Raw genomic sequence first — 19,794 nt, forward strand, 5'->3', positions numbered from 1 at the left:
GGAAGCGAGCCTGCTCGCGAGGGACGCCAACGATAACGCGGTGTCCCTGACGCACCGAGGTGTTCCAGCCACCTTCGCGAGCAGGCTCGCTCCCACAAGTTTTCCCCATACAAATTCAAAAAGATTGGAGAACACAATGGCCGAAGCAAAAGTACTCAGTGGCGCCGGGCTCCGTGGCCAGGTTGCCGGGCAAACCGCACTGTCCACCGTGGGCCAGGCCGGTGCCGGGCTGACCTATCGCGGCTACGACGTGCGCGAACTGGCAGCCGATGCGCAATTTGAAGAGGTCGCTTACCTGCTGCTTTACGGCGAGCTACCGACCCAGGCGCAGCTCGACGAATACCAAGGCAAACTGAGCAAACTGCGCGACCTGCCGCAGGCGCTGAAAGAAGTGCTCGAACGCATCCCCGCCGACGCCCACCCGATGGACGTGATGCGCACCGGTTGCTCGTTCCTTGGCAACATCGAACCGGAGAAGGACTTCTCCGAGCAACGCGACAAGACCGACCGTTTGCTCGCCGCATTCCCGGCGATCATGTGCTACTGGTATCGCTTCAGCCACGACGGCAAGCGCATCAATTGCGTCAGCGACGAGCCAACCATCGGCGGCCACTTCCTGCACCTGCTGCACGACAAGAAGCCGAGCGAGCTGCACGTCAAAGTGATGAACGTCTCGCTGATCCTTTACGCCGAACACGAATTCAACGCCTCGACCTTCACCGCCCGCGTCTGCGCCTCGACTCTGTCTGATTTGTATTCTTGCGTAACGGCCGCTATTGGTTCGCTGCGCGGCCCGCTGCATGGCGGCGCCAACGAAGCGGCGATGGAAATGATCGAGCGCTTCTCGTCGCCGGAAGACGCGATCAAAGGCACCCTCGGCATGCTCGAGCGCAAGGACAAGATCATGGGCTTCGGCCACGCGATCTATAAGGACAGCGACCCGCGCAACGAGGTGATCAAGGGCTGGTCGAAAAAACTCGCCGATGAAGTCGGTGACAAGGTGCTGTTCCCGGTTTCCGAAGCCATCGACAAGACCATGTGGGAGCAGAAAAAACTCTTCCCCAACGCCGATTTCTACCATGCCTCGGCGTACCACTTCATGGGCATTCCGACCAAGCTGTTCACACCGATCTTCGTCTGCTCGCGCCTGACCGGCTGGGCCGCGCACGTGTTCGAACAACGTGCCAACAACCGCATCATCCGTCCGAGCGCCGAGTACATCGGCGTCGAACAGCGCAAGTTCGTGCCAATCGAACGTCGCTGAAATGGTGAGTGCCAACCATCGGCATTGAAATCACCCAGATCCTGTGGGAGCGAGCTTGCTCGCGAATGCGGTAGATCAGTCGACATTGATGCTGAATGTCAGTCCGTCTTCGCGAGCAAGCTCGCTCCCACAGTGGCCGGTGTGAATTTCAGGTCGGTGTCTGCCCACCCTTTGCAACCACCGTGACCCGAGTCCTGACCCGATGAACACAGAATTCCGCAAAACCCTGCCCGGCAGCCCTCTGGATTATTTCGACGCCCGTGCGGCGGTCGAGGCGATCCAGCCCGGCAGTTACGACACTCTGCCGTACACCTCCCGCGTGCTGGCGGAAAACCTCGTGCGTCGCTGCGACCCGGCCACGCTCACCGATTCCCTCATGCAACTGATCGAACGCAAGCGCGACCTCGACTTCCCGTGGTTCCCGGCGCGTGTGGTCTGTCATGACATTCTCGGCCAGACCGCACTGGTCGACCTTGCAGGCCTGCGCGACGCCATCGCTTTGCAGGGCGGCGACCCGGCGCAGGTCAATCCGGTGGTACCGACGCAATTGATCGTCGACCACTCGCTGGCAGTGGAAGCGGGCGGTTTCGACAAGCAGGCGTTCGAGAAAAACCGCGCCATCGAAGACCGTCGCAACGAAGACCGTTTCCACTTCATCAACTGGACCAAAAAGGCCTTCAAGAACGTTGATGTGATCCCGCCCGGCAACGGCATCATGCACCAGATCAACCTGGAGAAAATGTCGCCGGTGATTCAGGTGCGTGAGGGCGTCGCGTTTCCCGACACCTGCGTCGGCACTGACAGCCACACCCCGCACGTCGATGCGCTGGGCGTAATCGCCATTGGCGTCGGCGGCCTCGAGGCCGAGAGCGTGATGCTCGGTCGCGCGTCGTGGATGCGCCTGCCGGAAAGCGTCGGCGTCGAGCTGACCGGCAAGCTGCAACCGGGCATCACCGCCACCGACATGGTGCTGGCGCTGACCGAATACCTGCGCAAACAGAAAGTCGTCGGCGCGTGGCTGGAGTTCTTCGGTGAAGGCGCCGCGGCGTTGACCCTCGGCGACCGCGCGACCATCTCCAACATGGCCCCGGAATACGGCGCCACCGCGGCGATGTTCTACATCGATCAGCAAACCATCGACTACCTGAAACTCACCGGTCGTGAAGACCAGCAAGTGCAGTTGGTCGAGCAATACGCCAAGCTGACCGGTCTATGGGCGGACAGCCTGAAAGGCGCGCAATACGAGCGCGGTCTGACTTTCGACCTGTCCTCGGTGGTGCGCAACATGGCCGGCCCGAGCAACCCGCATGCGCGCGTTGCGGTATCCGATCTGGCCGCCAAAGGCATCTCCGGCCAGTGGGATGACGTGCCGGGGCAAATGCCCGACGGCGCGGTGATCATCGCTGCCATCACCAGTTGCACCAACACCAGCAACCCGCGCAACGTCATCGCCGCCGGCCTGCTGGCGCGCAATGCCAACAAGCTTGGTCTGACCCGCAAGCCGTGGGTGAAATCCTCACTGGCGCCGGGTTCGAAAACCGTGGCGCTGTACCTCGACGAAGCGGGGCTGACCACGGAGCTGGAGCAGCTCGGCTTCGGCGTCGTCGCCTTCGCTTGCACCACGTGCAACGGCATGTCCGGCGCGCTCGATCCGCTGATCCAGCAAGAGATCATCGACCGCGATCTGTACGCCACCGCCGTGCTTTCCGGCAACCGCAACTTTGACGGCCGCATTCACCCGTATGCCAAGCAAGCGTTCCTCGCTTCGCCGCCGCTGGTGGTCGCTTACGCCATCGCCGGGACCATCCGTTTCGACATCGAGAAGGATGTGCTGGGCGTGGTCGACGGCGAGGAAATCCGCCTCAAAGACATCTGGCCGAGCGACGAAGAAATCGACGCCGTGGTGAAATCTTCGGTCAAGCCTGAACAGTTCCGTCAGGTCTACATTCCGATGTTCGCCGTCCATGAAGACACCGGCCCGAAAGTCACGCCGCTGTACGACTGGCGCGAGATGAGCACCTACATCCGCCGTCCGCCGTATTGGGAAGGTGCACTGGCCGGCGCCCGTCCGCTCAAAGGCATGCGCCCGCTGGCCGTGCTGCCGGACAACATCACCACCGATCACCTGTCGCCATCCAACGCGATCATGCTTGACAGCGCCGCCGGCGAATACCTGGCGAAAATGGGCCTGCCGGAAGAGGACTTCAACTCTTACGCGACCCACCGTGGCGACCACTTGACCGCACAGCGCGCGACGTTCGCCAACCCGAAACTGTTCAACGAAATGGTCGTGGAAAACGGCAAGGTCAAGCAGGGGTCGCTGGCCCGTGTCGAGCCGGAAGGCCAAGTGATGCGCATGTGGGAAGCCATCGAAACCTACATGGAACGCAAGCAGCCGCTGATCATCATTGCCGGCGCCGATTACGGTCAGGGATCGTCCCGCGACTGGGCGGCCAAAGGCGTGCGTCTGGCCGGTGTCGAGGCGATTGCTGCTGAAGGTTTCGAGCGCATTCACCGCACCAACCTGGTGGGCATGGGCGTGTTGCCGCTGGAGTTCAAAGCGGGCACTGACCGTCACACCCTGGCCATCGACGGCAGCGAAACCTACGACGTGATCGGCGAGCGCAAACCGCGCGCGGATCTGACGCTGGTGATCCATCGCAAGAACGGCGAGCGCGTTGACGTGCCGGTCACTTGCCGTCTCGATACCGCTGAAGAAGTGTCGATCTACGAGGCTGGCGGCGTGTTGCAGCGCTTCGCTCAGGACTTCCTCGAAGAGTCGGCGGTTGCCGTTTAAATCAACTGATGCGGGCATGGAATTTTAAGTCCCATGCTTTCGGTAAGGAGCAATATGGCTCACGCACCACAGATTAAAATCCCCGCCACCTACATGCGCGGCGGCACCAGCAAAGGCGTGTTTTTCAGTCTCAAGGATCTGCCCGAAGCGGCGCAGATTCCCGGCCCGGTTCGCGACGCTTTATTGCTGCGCGTGATCGGCAGCCCCGACCCGTACGACAAGCAGATCGACGGCATGGGCGGCGCGACGTCGAGCACCAGCAAAACCGTGATCCTGTCGAAAAGCATCAAGGCTGATCACGACGTCGATTACCTGTTCGGTCAGGTCTCCATCGACAAGCCATTCGTGGACTGGAGCGGCAACTGCGGCAATCTCTCGGCAGCGGTCGGTTCGTTCGCCATCAGCAATGGTCTGGTCGACGCCAGCCGCATTCCGCACAACGGTGTCGCGGTGGTGCGCGTGTGGCAGGCCAACATCGGCAAAACGATTATTGCCCACGTGCCGATCACCAATGGCGAAGTGCAGGAAACCGGTGATTTCGAACTCGACGGGGTGACCTTTCCGGCGGCTGAAGTGCAGGTTGAATTCATGGACCCGGCGGCAGAAGAAGAGGGCGGCGGTGGCTCGATGTTCCCCACCGGCAACTTGATCGATGAGCTGGAAGTGCCGGGTGTCGGCACCTTCAAGGCAACCATGATCAATGCCGGCATCCCGACGATTTTCGTCAACGCCGAAGCCATCGGTTACACCGGGACCGAGTTGCAGAGCGCGATCAACAGCGATCCGAAAGCGTTGCAGATGTTTGAGACGATTCGGGCTTACGGCGCATTGCGCATGGGCTTGATTGCCAATCTCGATGAAGCAGCGAAACGGCAGCACACGCCGAAAGTCGCGTTTGTCGCCAAGCCTGCGGATTACGTGGCGTCGAGTGGCAAAGCGGTTGGCGCCGGCGATGTCGATTTGCTGGTGCGCGCCTTGTCGATGGGCAAGTTGCATCACGCGATGATGGGCACGGCGGCGGTGGCGATTGGTACTGCGGCAGCCATTTCCGGCACGTTGGTGAACCTTGCGGCAGGTGGCGTTGAACGTAGCGCCGTGCGTTTCGGGCATCCGTCCGGAACCCTGCGCGTCGGCGCTGAAGCCAGCCTGGAAAACGGCGAGTGGGTAGTCAAAAAAGCCATCATGAGCCGCAGTGCGCGTGTGCTGATGGAAGGTTATGTGCGCATCCCCGGGGATTCCTTCTGACTTGAAATCTTTTACCCTCATCGGAACGCCGCCCGCCCAGCCCTCTCCCGGAGGGAGAGGGGGCCGACCGAGGTGTCCGGAGATGTACATCGACCTGAAAGATCGAGGCGATTATGGATTCAGTGAGGGCGGATCGGGCGGGCTGAAGTTTTATATTCACCTGCTCGATTATGGATTCAGCGCAGATCGTTCACTTCGGTGAACCTCTGAAGCATCCCCCATTCAGTTCCCTCTCCCTCGGGAGAGGGCTAGGGTGAGGGGCCCACCCACTGAAGAAACCCAAAACAAGCAGGCACCCCAGACCTGCAATCAACCAGACCCAACCCGCCAAGCCCTGAGGAAGACCGCACCACTCATCATTCCCGCACAGGAGAACCGCAATGAGCGCCAACGTCGACCTGAACAACCGCCCCGACTACGACCGTGTCCTGCAGGATATCGCCGATTACGTCCTCACCTTCAAAGCCCCCTCTGCCGAAGCACTCGATACCGCCCGCAACTGCCTGATGGACACGCTGGGCTGTGGCCTGCTGGCACTGCGTTTTCCCGAGTGCACCAAACACCTAGGCCCGATAGTCGAAGGAACGGTGGTTCCTTACGGTGCGCGGGTCCCCGGCACCAGCTATCGCCTCGATCCGGTCAAAGCCGCGTGGGACATCGGCTGTATCGTCCGCTGGCTCGACTACAACGACACCTGGCTCGCCGCCGAATGGGGCCATCCATCGGACAACCTCGGTGGCATTCTCGCGGTGGCCGATCACCTCTCGCAGAAACGCCTGGCCAACGCTGAAGCACCGCTGACCATTCGCGATGTACTCGAAGCGATGATCATGGCCCACGAGATTCAAGGCGTGATCGCCCTGGAAAACTCCTTCAACCGCGTAGGACTCGATCACGTCATTCTGGTCAAAGTCGCCTCAACCGCCGTCACCGCCAAACTGATGGGCGCCAATCGCGAGCAATTGCTGTCGGCGTTGTCCCATGCGTTCGCCGATGGTCAGGCACTGCGCACTTATCGCCATGCACCGAATGCCGGCTCGCGAAAGTCCTGGGCGGCGGGGGATGCGACGAGTCGTGGTGTGCGTCTGGCCGACATCGCCATGCGCGGCGAAATGGGCATTCCCGGGGTGCTGACTGCGAAACAGTGGGGCTTTTATGATGTGCTGTTCAGCCACACAAATAGCGATCTGGCGCTGAAACCGGAAGATAAACGCGCTTTCAGTTTTTCGCGGCCATTCGGCAGTTACGTGATGGAAAACGTGCTGTTCAAGATCAGCTTCCCCGCCGAGTTTCATGCGCAAACTGCCTGCGAAGCCGCGGTGACCTTGCACCCGCACGTGCGCAATCGCCTGCACGAAATCGACAAAATCGTCATCACCACCCACGAATCGGCGATTCGCATCATTTCCAAAGTCGGGCCGCTGGCCAACGCTGCCGACCGCGACCACTGCATCCAGTACATGACCGCCGTGCCGCTGGCCTTCGGCAATCTGGTCGCCGAGCAGTACGAAGATGATTTCCACAAGGCGCACCCGATCATCGATGTACTGCGCGAGAAAATGGTTATCGTCGAAGATCCGCGTTTCACTCGCGAATATCTGGAGGCCGACAAACGCTCGATCGCCAATGCCGTGCAGGTGTTTTTCAAGGACGGCAGCAGCACCGACAACGTCGTTGTGGAATACCCGATCGGTCATCGTCGCCGCCGTGCCGAGGGCATTCCGTTGCTTGAGGACAAGTTCAAAGCCAACCTGGCCACGCGCTTCACCGGCCAGCGCAGCAGCGAAATCTTCGCGTTGTGCAAGGATCCGGCGCAGCTCGAAGCCACCCCGGTCAATCGTTTTGTGGATATGTTGGTTATCTGAACCACTTTTCCACAGGCAATTTGGTGAGCGCAAACCCGCTCAACAAAACCGCCGAATAGATCATCAGCTCCCGGGACAGGGTTTGCCCCTCGTACCAGGCGCCGATGATCACGGCGAACACCGGGAAAATGATAAACACGAACGACAGAATGATCGGGCTCAAGCGTTTAAGCAGCAAAAAGTAAACGATGAATCCGCCCACCGATGCCACCAGTCCCAGATACAGCAGGGCGCCCCACGAGCGCGCGCTGACGTCACTGAACACCGGCGTCTCAACGCTCAACCCGACAATAAATAACATCGCTCCGGCAATGCCTATCGGCAACGTGTTGTAAGTGATCACGCTGATCGCGCTGCCATGTTTTTTCGTCACCACGTAACACAGCGCATGCATCACCGCTGCGCACAGAATCGCCAACACGCCAAGCCACTCCGCTTGATCCAGATGCAGACCCTGACTACGAATAATCATGAACAGACTGCCAAAGCCGATCGCGATACCGAGCATCTGCGACGGGTAGATTTTCTCGCGCAGAAACAGCGCGGAAAACAGCAGGATAAACACCGGCATGCAACTGAACAGCAGCGCTGTCAGGCCCGATGACACGTGCATCTCGCCGTAGTTGAGCAGGTAGTAGGGCAGGCTGAAATACGACAGCGTGACGAACAAAAAAAACCAGCGACTTTGCCGGGGAAACAACAGCGGTTCCTTGCGCAACAGCGCGAAGCTGAGGAACAGCGGAAAGGCAATCAGAAAACGCAGCCCGGCGGCCGTCAGTGGCGGCACGCTTTCCACGGCAATCTTGATCCCCAGCCACGTCGTGCCCCAGCTCAGACAGACGATCAGAAACAGCGTGCTGGTGATCAAACCGGCGAGCCAGGGTTTGCTGATGTTTATCGGTGTACTGATGGCGGTCGACATGTGGCGTGCTCCGAAACTGTGGAATTGACCTTGTAGCGGAAACGGTCTATTCATGATTGAACCTGTTTAAAGCACGCTATTCGGGGTGACAATGACTGTCAAAGTAAGTATTGCCATGGTGTCAATCCTCCGCGACGGCCTCGTCAACGGCGTGGGCGTGAAATACAAACGTCTAGCGGATGCAGTCGCGCAAGCCATCGATGAAGGCGTTATCGATGCAGGATGCAAGTTGCCGCCGCACCGTTTGCTGGCGGACAGCCTGGGAGTGACCATCGGCACCATCAGCCGTGCCTACGGTGAGCTTGAGCGTGTCGGACTGGTGGTTGCTCGCGTAGGAGATGGCACCTACGTCTGTCAGCGCGGGATGGAGCGGCCGCAGGACAAAGGCTTTCGCAATGTCAGTGATGAGCCTTCAGCCTGTTTCGACATGAGCCGCAATCAACCGATGCCAGGGCAGGAAGCGGCGTTCATGAGCCAGAGCCTGCAGGAGTTGGCCAGCGATCCGCGCGTTTTGCAGCAATTGACCGGCTACACCGCTGAAGCTGGGCTGGCACGGCATCGTGTGGCGGGGGCGGTCTGGTTGCAGCACGGGGCATTTGTCCCGCACGCCGATCAGGTGTTGTGCGTCAACGGTGGCCAACATGGACTGCTGTGCGCGTTGATGGGTTTGCTCAAGGCCGGCGACACGGTGGTCACCGAGTATTTGTCCTACCCAGGGTTGATCGGCGTCGCACGTCAGCTGGGGATAAAACTGATCGGTGCCGCGCTGGATGACGAAGGATTGTTGCCGTCGGCACTGGAGGACATCTGCCGTCAGCATCGGGTTTCGGCGGTGTATTGCACGCCGACGATCCAGAATCCTACGGCTGCAGTCATGTCGATCTCACGGCGCGAGGCGATTGCCGATATCTGCCGCCAGCACAATTTGCTGATTATCGAAGACGAAGCCCATGCGGTTCTGGACCGTCAGCGCCCGTTGCCGCTGAGTTATTTCGCGCCGGAGCGTTCGGTATTGATCGGCAGTCTGAGCAAGGCCGTTTCAGCGGGTTTGCGCGTCGGTTATCTGCACGCGCCGCAAGCGTTGATCGGGCGTTTGAGTGCGGCCATTCGCGCAACGTGCTGGATGGCCAATCCGCTCTCGATGGAAGTGGCCAGTCTGTGGATCGAAAGCGGCATGGCCGAGCGTTTGCTGGACGAACAGATCAGCGAGATCGCTCGGCGCAAGGCTTTGGTGGCGCCGGTTCTGCAGGGTTTGAATTACAAGACTCACCCTTACAGCCCGCACTTTTGGGTGGAAGTGCCTGAGCTGTGGCGGGCGTCGCAGATTGCGGCGGAGTTGAAGGAGAACAACTATCTGGTCGCCACGGCTGAAGCGTTTGCGGTCGGGCATTCAGCGGTGCCGCAGTTTATTCGGGTGAGTGTGTGCAATGCGGTGGGGGATGATCGCTTGCTGCTCGCAGGGTTTGAGGCTTTGGCGAATGCATTAACAGACACCGTGTAATCGTTCTTCGCGAGCAGGCTCGCTCCCACAAGGGGGGGGGTGAATGCAAAATGTGCAAACACCCGAGAACCCTGTGGGAGCGAGCTTGCTCGCGAAGGCGTCAGCCCAGACACCACAAATCTATTTGAACCGCCGCTCCACACCTTTCTCCACCAGAATCTTCGCCGAAATCTCTTCCACCGAAAAATGCGTGGAGTTGATGTTCGGGATGTTCTCGCGGCGGAACAGATTCTCCACTTCGCGCACTTCGAATTCGCACTGGGCGTAGCTCGAATAGCGGCTGTTGGGCTTGCGCTCGTTGCGGATCGCGGTGAGGCGATCCGGGTCGATGGTCAGGCCGAACAGCTTGTGCTGATGGGCGCGCAGGGCGTTCGGCAAGGTCAGACGTTCCATGTCGTCTTCGGTCAGCGGATAGTTGGCCGCGCGGATGCCGAATTGCATGGCCATGTACAGACACGTCGGCGTTTTGCCGCATCGCGACACGCCCACTAGTATCAGGTCGGCTTTGTCGTAATAGTGCGTGCGCGCCCCGTCGTCGTTGTCGAGGGCGAAGTTCACCGCCTCGATACGCTCCATGTAATTGGAGTTGTGCCCGATCGAGTGGGACTTGCCGACGGTGTAGGAAGAATGCTCGGTCAGTTCCTGCTCAAGCGGGGCGAGGAAGGTCGAGAAAATGTCGATCATGAAACCATTGGACGTTGCGAGAATCTCACGGATGTCCTGATTGACGATGGTGTCGAAGATGATCGGGCGAAAGCCGTCGGTTTCAGCGGCTTTGTTGATTTGTTGTACCATGGCCCGCGCTTTTTCAACGCTGTCGATGTACGGTCGCGTGAATTTGCTGAAGGTAATGTTTTCGAACTGCGCCAGAAGGCTTTGACCCAGGGTTTCGGCGGTAATGCCGGTGCCATCGGAGATGAAGAAAGCAGATCGTTTCATTTGCACCTTGGGCCTTAAGCTAATGAGCATTTCTGGATATGATAGGCGCGATTTGTCGGCCGCGACTGGCCCGCATTCTCACTTATTTTCCAGGTCCAGGCCATACAACCGGCCAAGGCTCCCCCGGGCCGCCGGTTTCTGAGCTTTTCCAACACAGTTAGTGGAGAGATCACCTTGGTAGAGTACGTAGTTTCCCTCGATAAGCTCGGCAAACACGATGTTGAGCATGTGGGGGGCAAGAACGCATCCCTGGGCGAGATGATCAGTAACCTGGCAGGCGCCGGTGTTTCGGTCCCCGGCGGTTTCGCCACGACGGCTCAGGCTTATCGTGATTTCCTCGAACTGAGCGGCCTCAACGACCAGATCCACGCGGCCCTCGATGCGCTCGACGTCGACGACGTCAACGCCCTGGCCAAAACCGGCGCACAGATCCGTCAATGGATCATGGAAGCCGAATTCCCTGAAAAACTGAATGCCGAAATCCGCACCGCGTTCGCCGCGCTGTCGGCCGGCAACCCTGACGTGGCCGTGGCTGTGCGTTCTTCCGCCACCGCCGAAGACTTGCCGGACGCCTCGTTCGCCGGTCAGCAGGAAACCTTCCTGAACATCCGTGGTGTGGAAAACGTTATCCGCGCCGCCAAAGAGGTGTTCGCTTCGCTGTTCAACGACCGTGCAATTTCCTACCGCGTGCACCAGGGCTTCGACCACAAACTGGTCGCCCTGTCGGCTGGCGTGCAGCGCATGGTGCGTTCGGAAACCGGCACTGCCGGCGTGATGTTCACCCTCGATACCGAATCCGGTTTCCGTGACGTGGTGTTCATCACCGGCGCTTACGGCCTGGGCGAAACCGTCGTTCAAGGCGCGGTCAACCCCGACGAATTCTACGTGCACAAGGGCACGCTGGAGGCCGGTCGCCCGGCGATCCTGCGTCGCAATCTGGGCAGCAAAGCCATCAAGATGATCTACGGCGACGAGGCCAAGGCCGGTCGTTCGGTCAAGACCGTCGACGTCGACAAGGCTGAGCGCGCGCGTTTCTGCCTGACCGACGCTGAAGTCAGCGAACTGGCCAAGCAAGCGATGATCATCGAAAAGCACTACGGCTGCCCGATGGACATCGAGTGGGCCAAGGACGGTGACGACGGCCAGTTGTACATCGTGCAGGCGCGTCCGGAAACCGTGAAAAGCCGCACCCAGGCCAACGTCATGGAACGTTACCTGCTGAAAGAAACCGGCACCGTGCTGGTGGAAGGTCGTGCGATTGGCCAGCGCATCGGCGCCGGTAAAGTGCGCATCATCAAGGACGTCTCCGAGATGGACAAAGTCCAGCCGGGCGACGTGCTGGTTTCCGATATGACCGACCCGGACTGGGAACCGGTGATGAAGCGCGCCAGCGCCATCGTCACCAACCGTGGCGGCCGTACCTGCCACGCAGCGATCATCGCTCGCGAGCTGGGTATTCCGGCAGTGGTCGGATGCGGCAACGCCACCCAACTGCTGAAGGATGGCCAAGGCGTGACCGTGTCCTGCGCTGAAGGCGACACCGGTTACATCTTCGAAGGCGAACTGGGCTTCGACATCAAGAAGAACTCCGTCGACGCCATGCCGGAGCTGCCGTTCAAGATCATGATGAACGTCGGCAACCCGGACCGCGCTTTCGACTTCGCGCAACTGCCGAACGCCGGTGTCGGTCTGGCCCGTCTGGAATTCATCATCAACCGCATGATCGGCGTCCACCCGAAAGCGCTGTTGAACTACGACGGGCTGCCACAGGAAATCAAGGACAGCGTCGACAAGCGTATCGCCGGTTACAACGACCCGGTCGACTTCTACGTCGACAAACTGGTCGAAGGCATCAGCACCCTCGCCGCAGCGTTCACGCCGAAAAAAGTCATCGTGCGTCTGTCGGACTTCAAGTCCAACGAATACGCCAACCTGATCGGCGGCAAGCTGTACGAGCCGGAAGAAGAAAACCCGATGCTGGGCTTCCGTGGCGCTTCGCGTTACATCAGCGAATCGTTCCGTGACTGCTTCGAACTCGAATGCCGCGCGCTGAAACGCGTGCGCAACGAGATGGGCCTGACCAACGTCGAAATCATGGTGCCGTTCGTCCGTACTCTGGGCGAAGCCAGCCAGGTGGTCGATCTGCTCGCCGAAAATGGCTTGAAGCGCGGCGAGAACGGTCTGCGCGTGATCATGATGTGCGAACTGCCTTCCAACGCGATCCTCGCTGAAGAATTCCTCGAATTCTTCGACGGTTTCTCGATCGGTTCCAACGACCTGACTCAGTTGACGCTGGGCCTGGACCGCGATTCCGGTATCATCGCGCATCTGTTCGACGAGCGTAATCCGGCGGTCAAGAAGCTGTTGGCCAACGCGATTGCCGCGTGCAACAAGGCCGGCAAGTACATCGGTATCTGCGGTCAGGGTCCTTCGGACCACCCGGATCTGGCCAAGTGGCTGATGGAACAGGGCATCGAAAGCGTGTCGCTGAACCCGGATACCGTGCTGGAAACCTGGTTCTTCCTCGCCGAAGGCCAGGCGCCGGCCTGATAAGTATGTGAACGGCCCGCTCCCTGTGGGAGCGAGCTTGCTCGCGAAGACGGAGCAACATCCGCCATGGATGTTGGCTGATACGCCGATTTCGCGAGCAGGCTCGCTCCTGCAAGGGCAGGATTTTGAGATTCAAGTAGGGCGGGCTCCTGTAGATGCCGCCCTTTTTTGTGCAAGAGCATTATGCAAAGCAGCAGTGACCTATTTCCTGTCGCCCTGATCAGCGCCGAACGGCGCGGTGATCTGAGCGAAGATGTGTATCGCTTGAAACCCGGCAACAGTCCCGACTGGTCCGTTGAAATCGCTGTGACCCGGTTGGGCATGGCCGATGACTCGGCGCCTCGCGGTGTGCCGGTGATTTTGCTGCACGGCAGTTTTTCCAATCGACGTTTCTGGTTTTCACCCAAAGGTCTGGGGCTGGGCGCGTATTTGACGCGTCTGGGTTTCGATGTGTGGATTCCGGAGATGCGCGGTCACGGCCTGTCGCAGCGCAACGAGGAATACCGCCGCAACCGTGTCGCCGACTATGCGCGATACGATCTGCCGGCGATTGCCGCGTTCGTGCGTGAGCAGAGCGGGCAGGTTCCGCACTGGATCGGCCATTCGCTGGGCGGCATCACTTTAGCTGCGGCGCTCGGTGGCGAGTACTTGGGCGAGCCGGCGGTGGCTTCGGCGGCATTTTTCGGCACCCAGGTCAGCCGCACATACTGGCCGCTGAAAATCCCGCCAGTGGAGTGGAGCAGCCGCTTCATTCTCAAGCGCTTCGCGCAACTGTCGGGCTCGCGGCTTAAACGTGGTCCGGAAGATGAACCAATCGGCCTGGCGCTGGAAAGCATGCGCTGGTACGGCCTGTTCGGCCGCTTCGGTGACAAGGACAAGGATTGGTGGGCGGGTCTGGCCGACGTTCAAGTGCCAGTGCTGGCGGTGACCGCAGCCGGGGATCACCAGGATCCGGCCTGGGCCTGTCGCAAGTTGTTCGAGCAGATCGGCTCGGAGCACAAGCAGTTCGTCAATCTGGGCCGCGAGCAGGGCTTCAACGATAATTTCGGTCATGTTGAAATGTTGGTGAGCAAAGCCGCGCAGACTGAGGTATGGCCATTGGTGGCGCGTTGGTTGAACGATCAGCGCGCGCCGTTGTTGGGCGAGAAGCCGGATTTGGCTGCTGCGGTCTGAGAGGGAGGCCCTGAAAAGGGCATTTCGTTCGGGTTGGCTTGCGGCTAAGATATGACGAATTGTGCGGTTCTGGTCATATTCGGTGGCAGCTTAGCGATTACGTTTCAGCGTTTGTTCAGGTTCATTCAGCCAACATTCAATGAGCTAAGGTAAACAGCGACCACCGGAACTCGTCTCTTCAGAACGCGGCATCCTTGATCGTCTTGCTTTTTACAGGAGTTTTTCGATGAACCATTACCTTACGCCTGACCTGTGCGACGCCTATCCGGAGCTGGTGCAGGTGCTGGAACCGATGTTCAGCAATTTCGGTGGCCGTGATTCTTTCGGCGGCGAAATCGTGACCATCAAATGCTTCGAAGACAACTCGCTGGTCAAGGAGCAGGCCGAACTCAAAGGCAACGGCAAGGTGCTGGTGGTCGATGGCGGCGGTTCGCTGCGTCGCGCGCTGCTGGGCGACATGATTGCCGAGAAAGCCGCCAAAAATGGCTGGGAAGGGCTGGTGATCTACGGCTGCATCCGTGATGTCGACGTCATTGCCCAGACCGATCTGGGTGTGCAGGCGCTGGCCAGCCATCCGATGAAAACCGAAAAACGCGGCATTGGTGACCTCAACGTCGCGGTGACGTTTGCCGGCGTGACGTTCCACCCGGGTCAATACATTTATGCGGACAACAACGGCGTGATCGTCTCGCCTAACCCGCTGAAAATGCCTGAATAAGCTTTTCGACAAAGGGATGCGGATGTTCGAGGAAGAAAACGCGCAGTGGGGGCTGGTGCATGCCCTGGTGCTGGACGGAAAAGGCGGTGCGCGTTCGATAGCCCGGACTGAGCTCGACGATTTGCAGTTGCAGGCCCATGAAAGCCTGTGGCTGCATTGGGATCGCAGCCATCCGCAGACCCAGACCTGGCTGCGCAAATCCAGCGGTCTCAACGAATTCACCTGCGATTTGCTGCTGGAAGAGAACACGCGTCCGCGCCTGTTGCCGCTGCCGGATGCCGAGTTGCTGCTGTTTCTGCGCGGGGTCAATCTCAACCCGGGCGCCGAGCCGGAAGACATGGTTTCGGTGCGGATTTTTGCTTCCGCCCAGCGAGTGATTTCCCTGCGTCTGCGCCCATTGCGCGCCACCGATGAGCTGCTGGCGCTGTTGAGCGACGGCAAAGGCCCGAAAACCTCTTCTGAACTCATCCTTTATCTGGCGCAGTTCCTCACCAACAAGGTGCAGGATCTGGTCACTTGCCTCTCGGAAATCGCCGATGAGGAAGAAGAAAAGATGGATGCCGACGAACGGTATACCCCTGAGCATGGCGCCATTTTGCACATCCGTCGCCGGGCGGCCGGGCTGAAGCGTTTTCTTGCGCCGCAGCGGGATATTTTCGGACAACTGACGCGGATAAAACTGCCGTGGTTTGTCGATGACGATGCCGATTACTGGAACGAATTGAACAACAGCCTGACCCGCTATCTCGAAGAGCTCGAATTGACCCGAGAGCGCGTGGGGCTTGTGCTGGAGGCTGAAGACCGGCGCCTCAGCGAGCGTATGAATCGCACGATGTACCGCTTCGGCATCATCACCTGCATCTTTTTGCCGATGAGTTTCATCACCGGCCTGTTGGGCATCAACGTTGGCGGAATTCCATTCTCCAGCAGTCCTTATGGTTTCCTGATTGCCTGTTTGACGGTGCTCGCCCTGGCCTTCGGTCAGTGGTGGTTATTCCGTCGTTTGCGCTGGGTCTGAACATGGCGCATGTGACCCGACCAAATCTGCCCGCGTCTTTCACAGACATCACGAGAGGTGCGTATGCACGATCCGTTTGAACAGTCTTTGCGCGACATGCTCAACGCTTCGCCGTCCAGCCGCGACGACGATGCCTGCCTGGGCCGCGTACTCAAAACCGCCAACCGCCAGGTTGGCGCCGGTGATCTGTTCAGCCTGCTGGGCCGCTGGCTGCCCGCGCTGATGATCGCCCTGAATAACGGATCGGCCCATGTCTCGCCGGTTTCCCGTCTTCGTAAACCTACCGCTCGCACTGCTGATAAGGCTGATTGAATATGGAACTCGACCTCTGGACTCAGAGCCTCGTCACTGCAATGACTGCGTTGTGGACCAAAGTAGCCAACTTCATTCCGAACCTGTTCGGCGCACTGGTCGTGCTGCTGTTGGGTTTCGTTGTGGCCAAGCTGCTCGATACCTTGCTGTCCAAGCTGCTTGCCAAACTGGGCCTTGATCGCCTGATGGGTGGCACCGGCCTGACCAAATTGATGTCGCGAGCCGGGCTGCAAGTGCCGATCTCGACCCTGATCGGCAAAATCGTTTACTGGTTCGTTCTGCTGATTTTTCTGGTTTCGGCAGCAGAATCCCTTGGCCTTGAGCGAGTTTCAGCTACGCTGGATATGTTGGCGCTCTATTTGCCGAAAGTATTCGGCGCAGCCTTGGTGTTGCTGGTAGGTGTTTTGCTGGCGCAACTGGCCAACGGGCTGGTGCGCGGGGCGGCAGAAGGTGTGGGCCTGGACTACGCTTCGGGACTTGGACGGATAGCTCAGGGGCTGGTGATCATCATCAGTATCTCGGTGGCAATCAGTCAGCTCGAAGTCAAAACCGACCTGCTGAACCATGTGATTGTCATTGTATTGATTACCGTTGGTCTGGCGGTTGCGCTGGCCATGGGTTTGGGAAGCCGGGAAATTGCCGGTCAGATTCTTGCGGGAATCTATGTGCGTGAGTTGTATCAGGTTGGGCAACAAGTGCGTGTTGGCGAGGTCGAAGGGCAGATCGAGGAGATCGGCACGGTTAAAACCACATTGCTGACCGATGAGGGTGAGCTAGTCTCTCTTTCCAATCGGATCCTGCTGGAACAGCATGTGAGTAGCCGCTAATCCGGCAAACCCTGCTAATGTATGCCGCCGCAAAATGCCAGCTGATGCTGGTTGCGGTGGACATTGACCTGACTGTCGGCACGCCTTGTTTTGAATAAAGCCCAAACGCTATCCACGCGCTACGACCCCCGCGAGCTCTCTGATGAGGAGTTGGTCGCGCGCTCGCATACCGAGCTTTTTCACGTAACGCGCGCCTATGAAGAACTGATGCGGCGTTACCAGCGAACATTATTTAACGTTTGTGCGAGATATCTTGGGAACGATCGCGACGCAGACGATGTCTGTCAGGAAGTCATGTTGAAGGTGCTGTATGGCCTGAAGAACTTCGAGGGGAAATCGAAGTTCAAAACGTGGCTCTACAGCATCACGTACAACGAATGTATTACGCAGTATCGGAAGGAACGGCGAAAGCGTCGCTTGATGGACGCATTGAGTCTTGACCCCCTCGAGGAAGCGTCCGAAGAAAAGGCGCCGAAACCCGAGGAGAAGGGCGGGCTTGATCGCTGGCTGGTGTATGTGAACCCGATTGACCGTGAAATTCTGGTGCTACGATTTGTCGCAGAGCTGGAATTTCAGGAGATCGCAGACATCATGCACATGGGTTTGAGTGCGACAAAAATGCGTTACAAACGTGCTCTAGATAAATTGCGTGAGAAATTTGCAGGCATTGCTGAAACTTAGTTCAGCGCAAATATCTCTTACGTGTAGGCAAGTTCTGATAGACTTGCCGCCGAGTTGTCCCCCGGTTTGCGGGACTGCTTCACAATCACCAGATGGGGATTTAACGGATGAAACTGAAAAACACCTTGGGCTTGGCCATTGGTTCTCTGATTGCCGCCACTTCGTTCGGCGCTCTGGCACAAGGCCAAGGCGCAGTTGAAATCGAAGGCTTCGCAAAGAAAGAACAATTCGACAGCGCTCGTAACTTCAAGAACAACGGCAACCTGTTCGGCGGTTCGATCGGTTACTTCCTGACCGACGACGTTGAACTGCGTCTGGGCTATGACGAAGTGCACAACGTGCGTTCCGACGACGGTCGTAACATCAAGGGCGCTAACACCGCTCTGGACGCTCTGTACCACTTCAACAACCCAGGCGACATGCTGCGTCCATACGTATCGGCTGGTTTCTCCGATCAGAGCATCGGTCAGAACGGTTCCGGCGGTCGTGACCGCTCCACCTTCGCCAACCTGGGCGCTGGTGCCAAGCTGTACTTCACCGAGAACTTCTACGCCCGTGCCGGCGTTGAAGCTCAGTACAACATCGACCAGGGCGACACCGAGTGGGCTCCTAGCGTTGGTATCGGTGTGAACTTCGGTGGCGGCTCCAAGCCTGCTGCTGCTCCAGTTCCAGCACCAGCTGAAGTCTGCTCCGACAGCGACAACGATGGCGTTTGCGACAACGTTGACAAGTGCCCGGACACCCCAGCCAACGTAACTGTTGACGCTGACGGCTGCCCAGCAGTTGCTGAAGTTGTTCGTGTTGAGCTGGACGTTAAGTTCGACTTCGACAAGTCGGTTGTGAAGCCAAACAGCTACGGCGACATCAAGAACCTGGCTGACTTCATGAAGCAGTACCCATCCACCACCACTACTGTTGAAGGTCACACTGACTCCGTCGGTCCTGACGCTTACAACCAGAAACTGTCCGAGCGTCGTGCAAACGCCGTTAAGCAAGTTCTGACCAACCAGTACGGTGTTGAATCGTCCCGCGTTCAGTCTGTTGGCTACGGCGAATCCCGCCCAGTTGCTGACAACAAAACTGAAGCTGGCCGCGCTGTAAACCGTCGCGTAGAAGCGCAGGTTGAAGCTCAAGCTAAGTAATTAGCTGCCGCTCTGAGAAAAGCCCGGCTTAGGCCGGGCTTTTCTTTGCCTGCGATTTGGCTTTCGAAGACTACGCAGCCCCTGTGCACGAGCTGCCGCAGGCTGAAATCCGTTGATCTTCAACAACAGCCGCCACCGCCCCGATCACCAGAATCGCCGGGCTTTTCAATCCAAACGCATAAGCGTCGTTACTCATTGCCGTCAGATCACTGCGGCATTCGCGCTGCTCTGGCAACGACGCATTTTCGATCATCGCCACCGGCGTATCCGCCGCCATCCCGCCCGCCAGCAACTGATCGCGAATCTCGCCCAGCTTGGCCACACCCATATAAACCACCAGCGTCGTACCGCCCTGCGCCAGCGCCTGCCAGTTCAATTGGCTGTCGTCCTGGGTGTGTGCAGTCACCAGCGTCACCCCGCGGGCCACACCGCGCAAGGTCAGCGGAATATCGCACTGCGTCGCCCCGGCCAGCCCGGCGGTGATGCCATTGACCAACTCCACCTCGACCCCACGCTCCCGCAGCCACTGCGCTTCTTCACCCCCGCGGCCGAAAATGCACGGATCGCCGCCCTTGAGCCGCACCACACACTTGCCTTGGCGGGCGTAACGCAGCATCAGTCGATGGATAAACGCCTGCGGTGTTGAGCGGCAGCCGCCGCGTTTGCCTACCGCAATAATGCGCGCGGCGGGGCAGTGCTCCAGAACCGCGTCGTTGACCAGATCATCGATCAGCACCACATCGGCTTCGCGTAAGGCGCGTACCGCTTTGAGGGTCAGCAGTTCGGGATCACCAGGACCTGCGCCCACCAGCCAGACTTTTGCATTCATGGTGTTTTCCT

Annotated in this window: 16 protein-coding genes; 13 read left to right on the forward strand and 3 right to left on the reverse strand. The window is 59.0% G+C overall.

Translation table 11 applies throughout. The features are described from left to right. Positions 1 to 136 precede the first annotated feature (136 nt). The 4 genes from prpC (at position 137) to prpD (ending at position 7,171) form a co-directional block, all read left to right on the forward strand. Complete coding sequence (gene prpC / locus GTU76_RS28555) at positions 137 to 1,264, forward strand: bifunctional 2-methylcitrate synthase/citrate synthase (RefSeq protein ID WP_007916430.1); 1,128 nt, start codon at positions 137 to 139, stop codon at positions 1,262 to 1,264. A gap of 202 nt (positions 1,265 to 1,466) precedes the next feature. Continuing rightward, on the forward strand, positions 1,467 to 4,061 hold the full coding sequence (gene acnD / locus GTU76_RS28560) for a Fe/S-dependent 2-methylisocitrate dehydratase AcnD (RefSeq protein WP_180700156.1): 2,595 nt from the start codon (positions 1,467 to 1,469) through the stop codon (positions 4,059 to 4,061). A 54-nt stretch (positions 4,062 to 4,115) separates the two neighbouring features. Beyond that, on the forward strand, positions 4,116 to 5,306 hold the full coding sequence (gene prpF / locus GTU76_RS28565; RefSeq protein ID WP_175554909.1) for a 2-methylaconitate cis-trans isomerase PrpF: 1,191 nt from the start codon (positions 4,116 to 4,118) through the stop codon (positions 5,304 to 5,306). A gap of 380 nt (positions 5,307 to 5,686) precedes the next feature. Then, on the forward strand, positions 5,687 to 7,171 hold the full coding sequence (gene prpD, locus GTU76_RS28570; protein ID WP_180700157.1) for a 2-methylcitrate dehydratase: 1,485 nt from the start codon (positions 5,687 to 5,689) through the stop codon (positions 7,169 to 7,171). Here prpD and GTU76_RS28575 read toward each other — a convergent pair. Beyond that, positions 7,164 to 8,093, reverse strand: a complete 930-nt coding sequence (locus GTU76_RS28575; protein WP_016985582.1) for a DMT family transporter — start codon at positions 8,091 to 8,093, stop codon at positions 7,164 to 7,166. The two genes, prpD and GTU76_RS28575, sit on opposite strands and share 8 nt — an antisense overlap. Before the next feature lie 91 nt (positions 8,094 to 8,184). Between GTU76_RS28575 and GTU76_RS28580 the strand changes: the two genes are divergently transcribed. Further along, positions 8,185 to 9,594, forward strand: coding sequence for an aminotransferase-like domain-containing protein (locus GTU76_RS28580; protein ID WP_180700158.1), 1,410 nt, complete (start codon positions 8,185 to 8,187; stop codon positions 9,592 to 9,594). Positions 9,595 to 9,714: 120 nt separating this feature from the next. On the opposite strand, the gene ppsR is transcribed toward GTU76_RS28580, so the two are convergent. Continuing rightward, a complete protein-coding gene (gene ppsR / locus GTU76_RS28585; protein WP_016985584.1) occupies positions 9,715 to 10,533 on the reverse strand; it encodes a posphoenolpyruvate synthetase regulatory kinase/phosphorylase PpsR in 819 nt (272 codons plus the stop codon). 174 nt (positions 10,534 to 10,707) lie between these two features. Here ppsR and ppsA point away from each other — a divergent pair, with 174 nt between their 5' ends. The 8 genes from ppsA to GTU76_RS28625 all read left to right on the forward strand — a co-directional run bounded on the left by ppsA (position 10,708) and on the right by GTU76_RS28625 (position 18,954). Further along, a complete protein-coding gene (gene ppsA / locus GTU76_RS28590; RefSeq protein ID WP_141129062.1) occupies positions 10,708 to 13,083 on the forward strand; it encodes a phosphoenolpyruvate synthase in 2,376 nt (791 codons plus the stop codon). 183 nt (positions 13,084 to 13,266) lie between these two features. After that, positions 13,267 to 14,256 carry an alpha/beta fold hydrolase gene (locus GTU76_RS28595; protein WP_016985586.1) on the forward strand — a complete coding sequence of 330 codons (990 nt, stop codon included), beginning with the start codon at positions 13,267 to 13,269 and terminating at the stop codon, positions 14,254 to 14,256. Between the two features lie 226 nt (positions 14,257 to 14,482). After that, positions 14,483 to 14,974: a ribonuclease E activity regulator RraA gene (gene rraA, locus GTU76_RS28600; RefSeq protein WP_175554903.1), complete on the forward strand. Its 492-nt coding sequence runs from the start codon at positions 14,483 to 14,485 to the stop codon at positions 14,972 to 14,974. 22 nt (positions 14,975 to 14,996) lie between these two features. Then, a complete protein-coding gene (locus GTU76_RS28605; protein ID WP_175554902.1) occupies positions 14,997 to 15,992 on the forward strand; it encodes a zinc transporter ZntB in 996 nt (331 codons plus the stop codon). A 63-nt stretch (positions 15,993 to 16,055) separates the two neighbouring features. Next, a complete protein-coding gene (locus GTU76_RS28610; RefSeq protein ID WP_008076827.1) occupies positions 16,056 to 16,304 on the forward strand; it encodes a hypothetical protein in 249 nt (82 codons plus the stop codon). 2 nt (positions 16,305 to 16,306) lie between these two features. After that, positions 16,307 to 17,131: a mechanosensitive ion channel family protein gene (locus GTU76_RS28615; RefSeq protein ID WP_007916401.1), complete on the forward strand. Its 825-nt coding sequence runs from the start codon at positions 16,307 to 16,309 to the stop codon at positions 17,129 to 17,131. Positions 17,132 to 17,221: 90 nt separating this feature from the next. Then, the gene (sigX, locus tag GTU76_RS28620; RefSeq protein WP_011333251.1) at positions 17,222 to 17,812 is read left to right on the forward strand and encodes an RNA polymerase sigma factor SigX; all 591 of its coding nucleotides are present in this window, start codon (positions 17,222 to 17,224) and stop codon (positions 17,810 to 17,812) included. A gap of 107 nt (positions 17,813 to 17,919) precedes the next feature. Continuing rightward, entirely contained in the window at positions 17,920 to 18,954 is a 1,035-nt protein-coding gene (locus GTU76_RS28625; RefSeq protein WP_016985589.1) for an OmpA family protein, read from the forward strand. 70 nt (positions 18,955 to 19,024) lie between these two features. Here the strand turns inward: GTU76_RS28625 and cobA are convergent, their stop codons facing one another. Beyond that, positions 19,025 to 19,783: a uroporphyrinogen-III C-methyltransferase gene (gene cobA / locus GTU76_RS28630; protein WP_180700159.1), complete on the reverse strand. Its 759-nt coding sequence runs from the start codon at positions 19,781 to 19,783 to the stop codon at positions 19,025 to 19,027. Positions 19,784 to 19,794: the final 11 nt, after the last annotated feature.

The sequence above is a fragment of the Pseudomonas crudilactis genome, from assembly GCF_013433315.1.
Lineage (GTDB): Bacteria > Pseudomonadota > Gammaproteobacteria > Pseudomonadales > Pseudomonadaceae > Aquipseudomonas > Aquipseudomonas crudilactis.

What these genes read in the sequence shown, in the direction of transcription:
- GTU76_RS28580 (WP_180700158.1), top strand. Translation starts at nt 8,185, where the DNA reads ATGACTGTCAAAGTAAGTATTGCCATGGTGTCAATCCTCCGCGACGGC.
- rraA (WP_175554903.1), top strand. Translation starts at nt 14,483, where the DNA reads ATGAACCATTACCTTACGCCTGACCTGTGCGACGCCTATCCGGAGCTG.
- cobA (WP_180700159.1), bottom strand. Translation starts at nt 19,783, where the DNA reads ATGAATGCAAAAGTCTGGCTGGTGGGCGCAGGTCCTGGTGATCCCGAA.
- ppsR (WP_016985584.1), bottom strand. Translation starts at nt 10,533, where the DNA reads ATGAAACGATCTGCTTTCTTCATCTCCGATGGCACCGGCATTACCGCC.
- GTU76_RS28605 (WP_175554902.1), top strand. Translation starts at nt 14,997, where the DNA reads ATGTTCGAGGAAGAAAACGCGCAGTGGGGGCTGGTGCATGCCCTGGTG.
- GTU76_RS28615 (WP_007916401.1), top strand. Translation starts at nt 16,307, where the DNA reads ATGGAACTCGACCTCTGGACTCAGAGCCTCGTCACTGCAATGACTGCG.
- prpD (WP_180700157.1), top strand. Translation starts at nt 5,687, where the DNA reads ATGAGCGCCAACGTCGACCTGAACAACCGCCCCGACTACGACCGTGTC.
- acnD (WP_180700156.1), top strand. Translation starts at nt 1,467, where the DNA reads ATGAACACAGAATTCCGCAAAACCCTGCCCGGCAGCCCTCTGGATTAT.
- GTU76_RS28625 (WP_016985589.1), top strand. Translation starts at nt 17,920, where the DNA reads ATGAAACTGAAAAACACCTTGGGCTTGGCCATTGGTTCTCTGATTGCC.
- GTU76_RS28595 (WP_016985586.1), top strand. Translation starts at nt 13,267, where the DNA reads ATGCAAAGCAGCAGTGACCTATTTCCTGTCGCCCTGATCAGCGCCGAA.
- prpC (WP_007916430.1), top strand. Translation starts at nt 137, where the DNA reads ATGGCCGAAGCAAAAGTACTCAGTGGCGCCGGGCTCCGTGGCCAGGTT.
- GTU76_RS28610 (WP_008076827.1), top strand. Translation starts at nt 16,056, where the DNA reads ATGCACGATCCGTTTGAACAGTCTTTGCGCGACATGCTCAACGCTTCG.
- prpF (WP_175554909.1), top strand. Translation starts at nt 4,116, where the DNA reads ATGGCTCACGCACCACAGATTAAAATCCCCGCCACCTACATGCGCGGC.
- GTU76_RS28575 (WP_016985582.1), bottom strand. Translation starts at nt 8,093, where the DNA reads ATGTCGACCGCCATCAGTACACCGATAAACATCAGCAAACCCTGGCTC.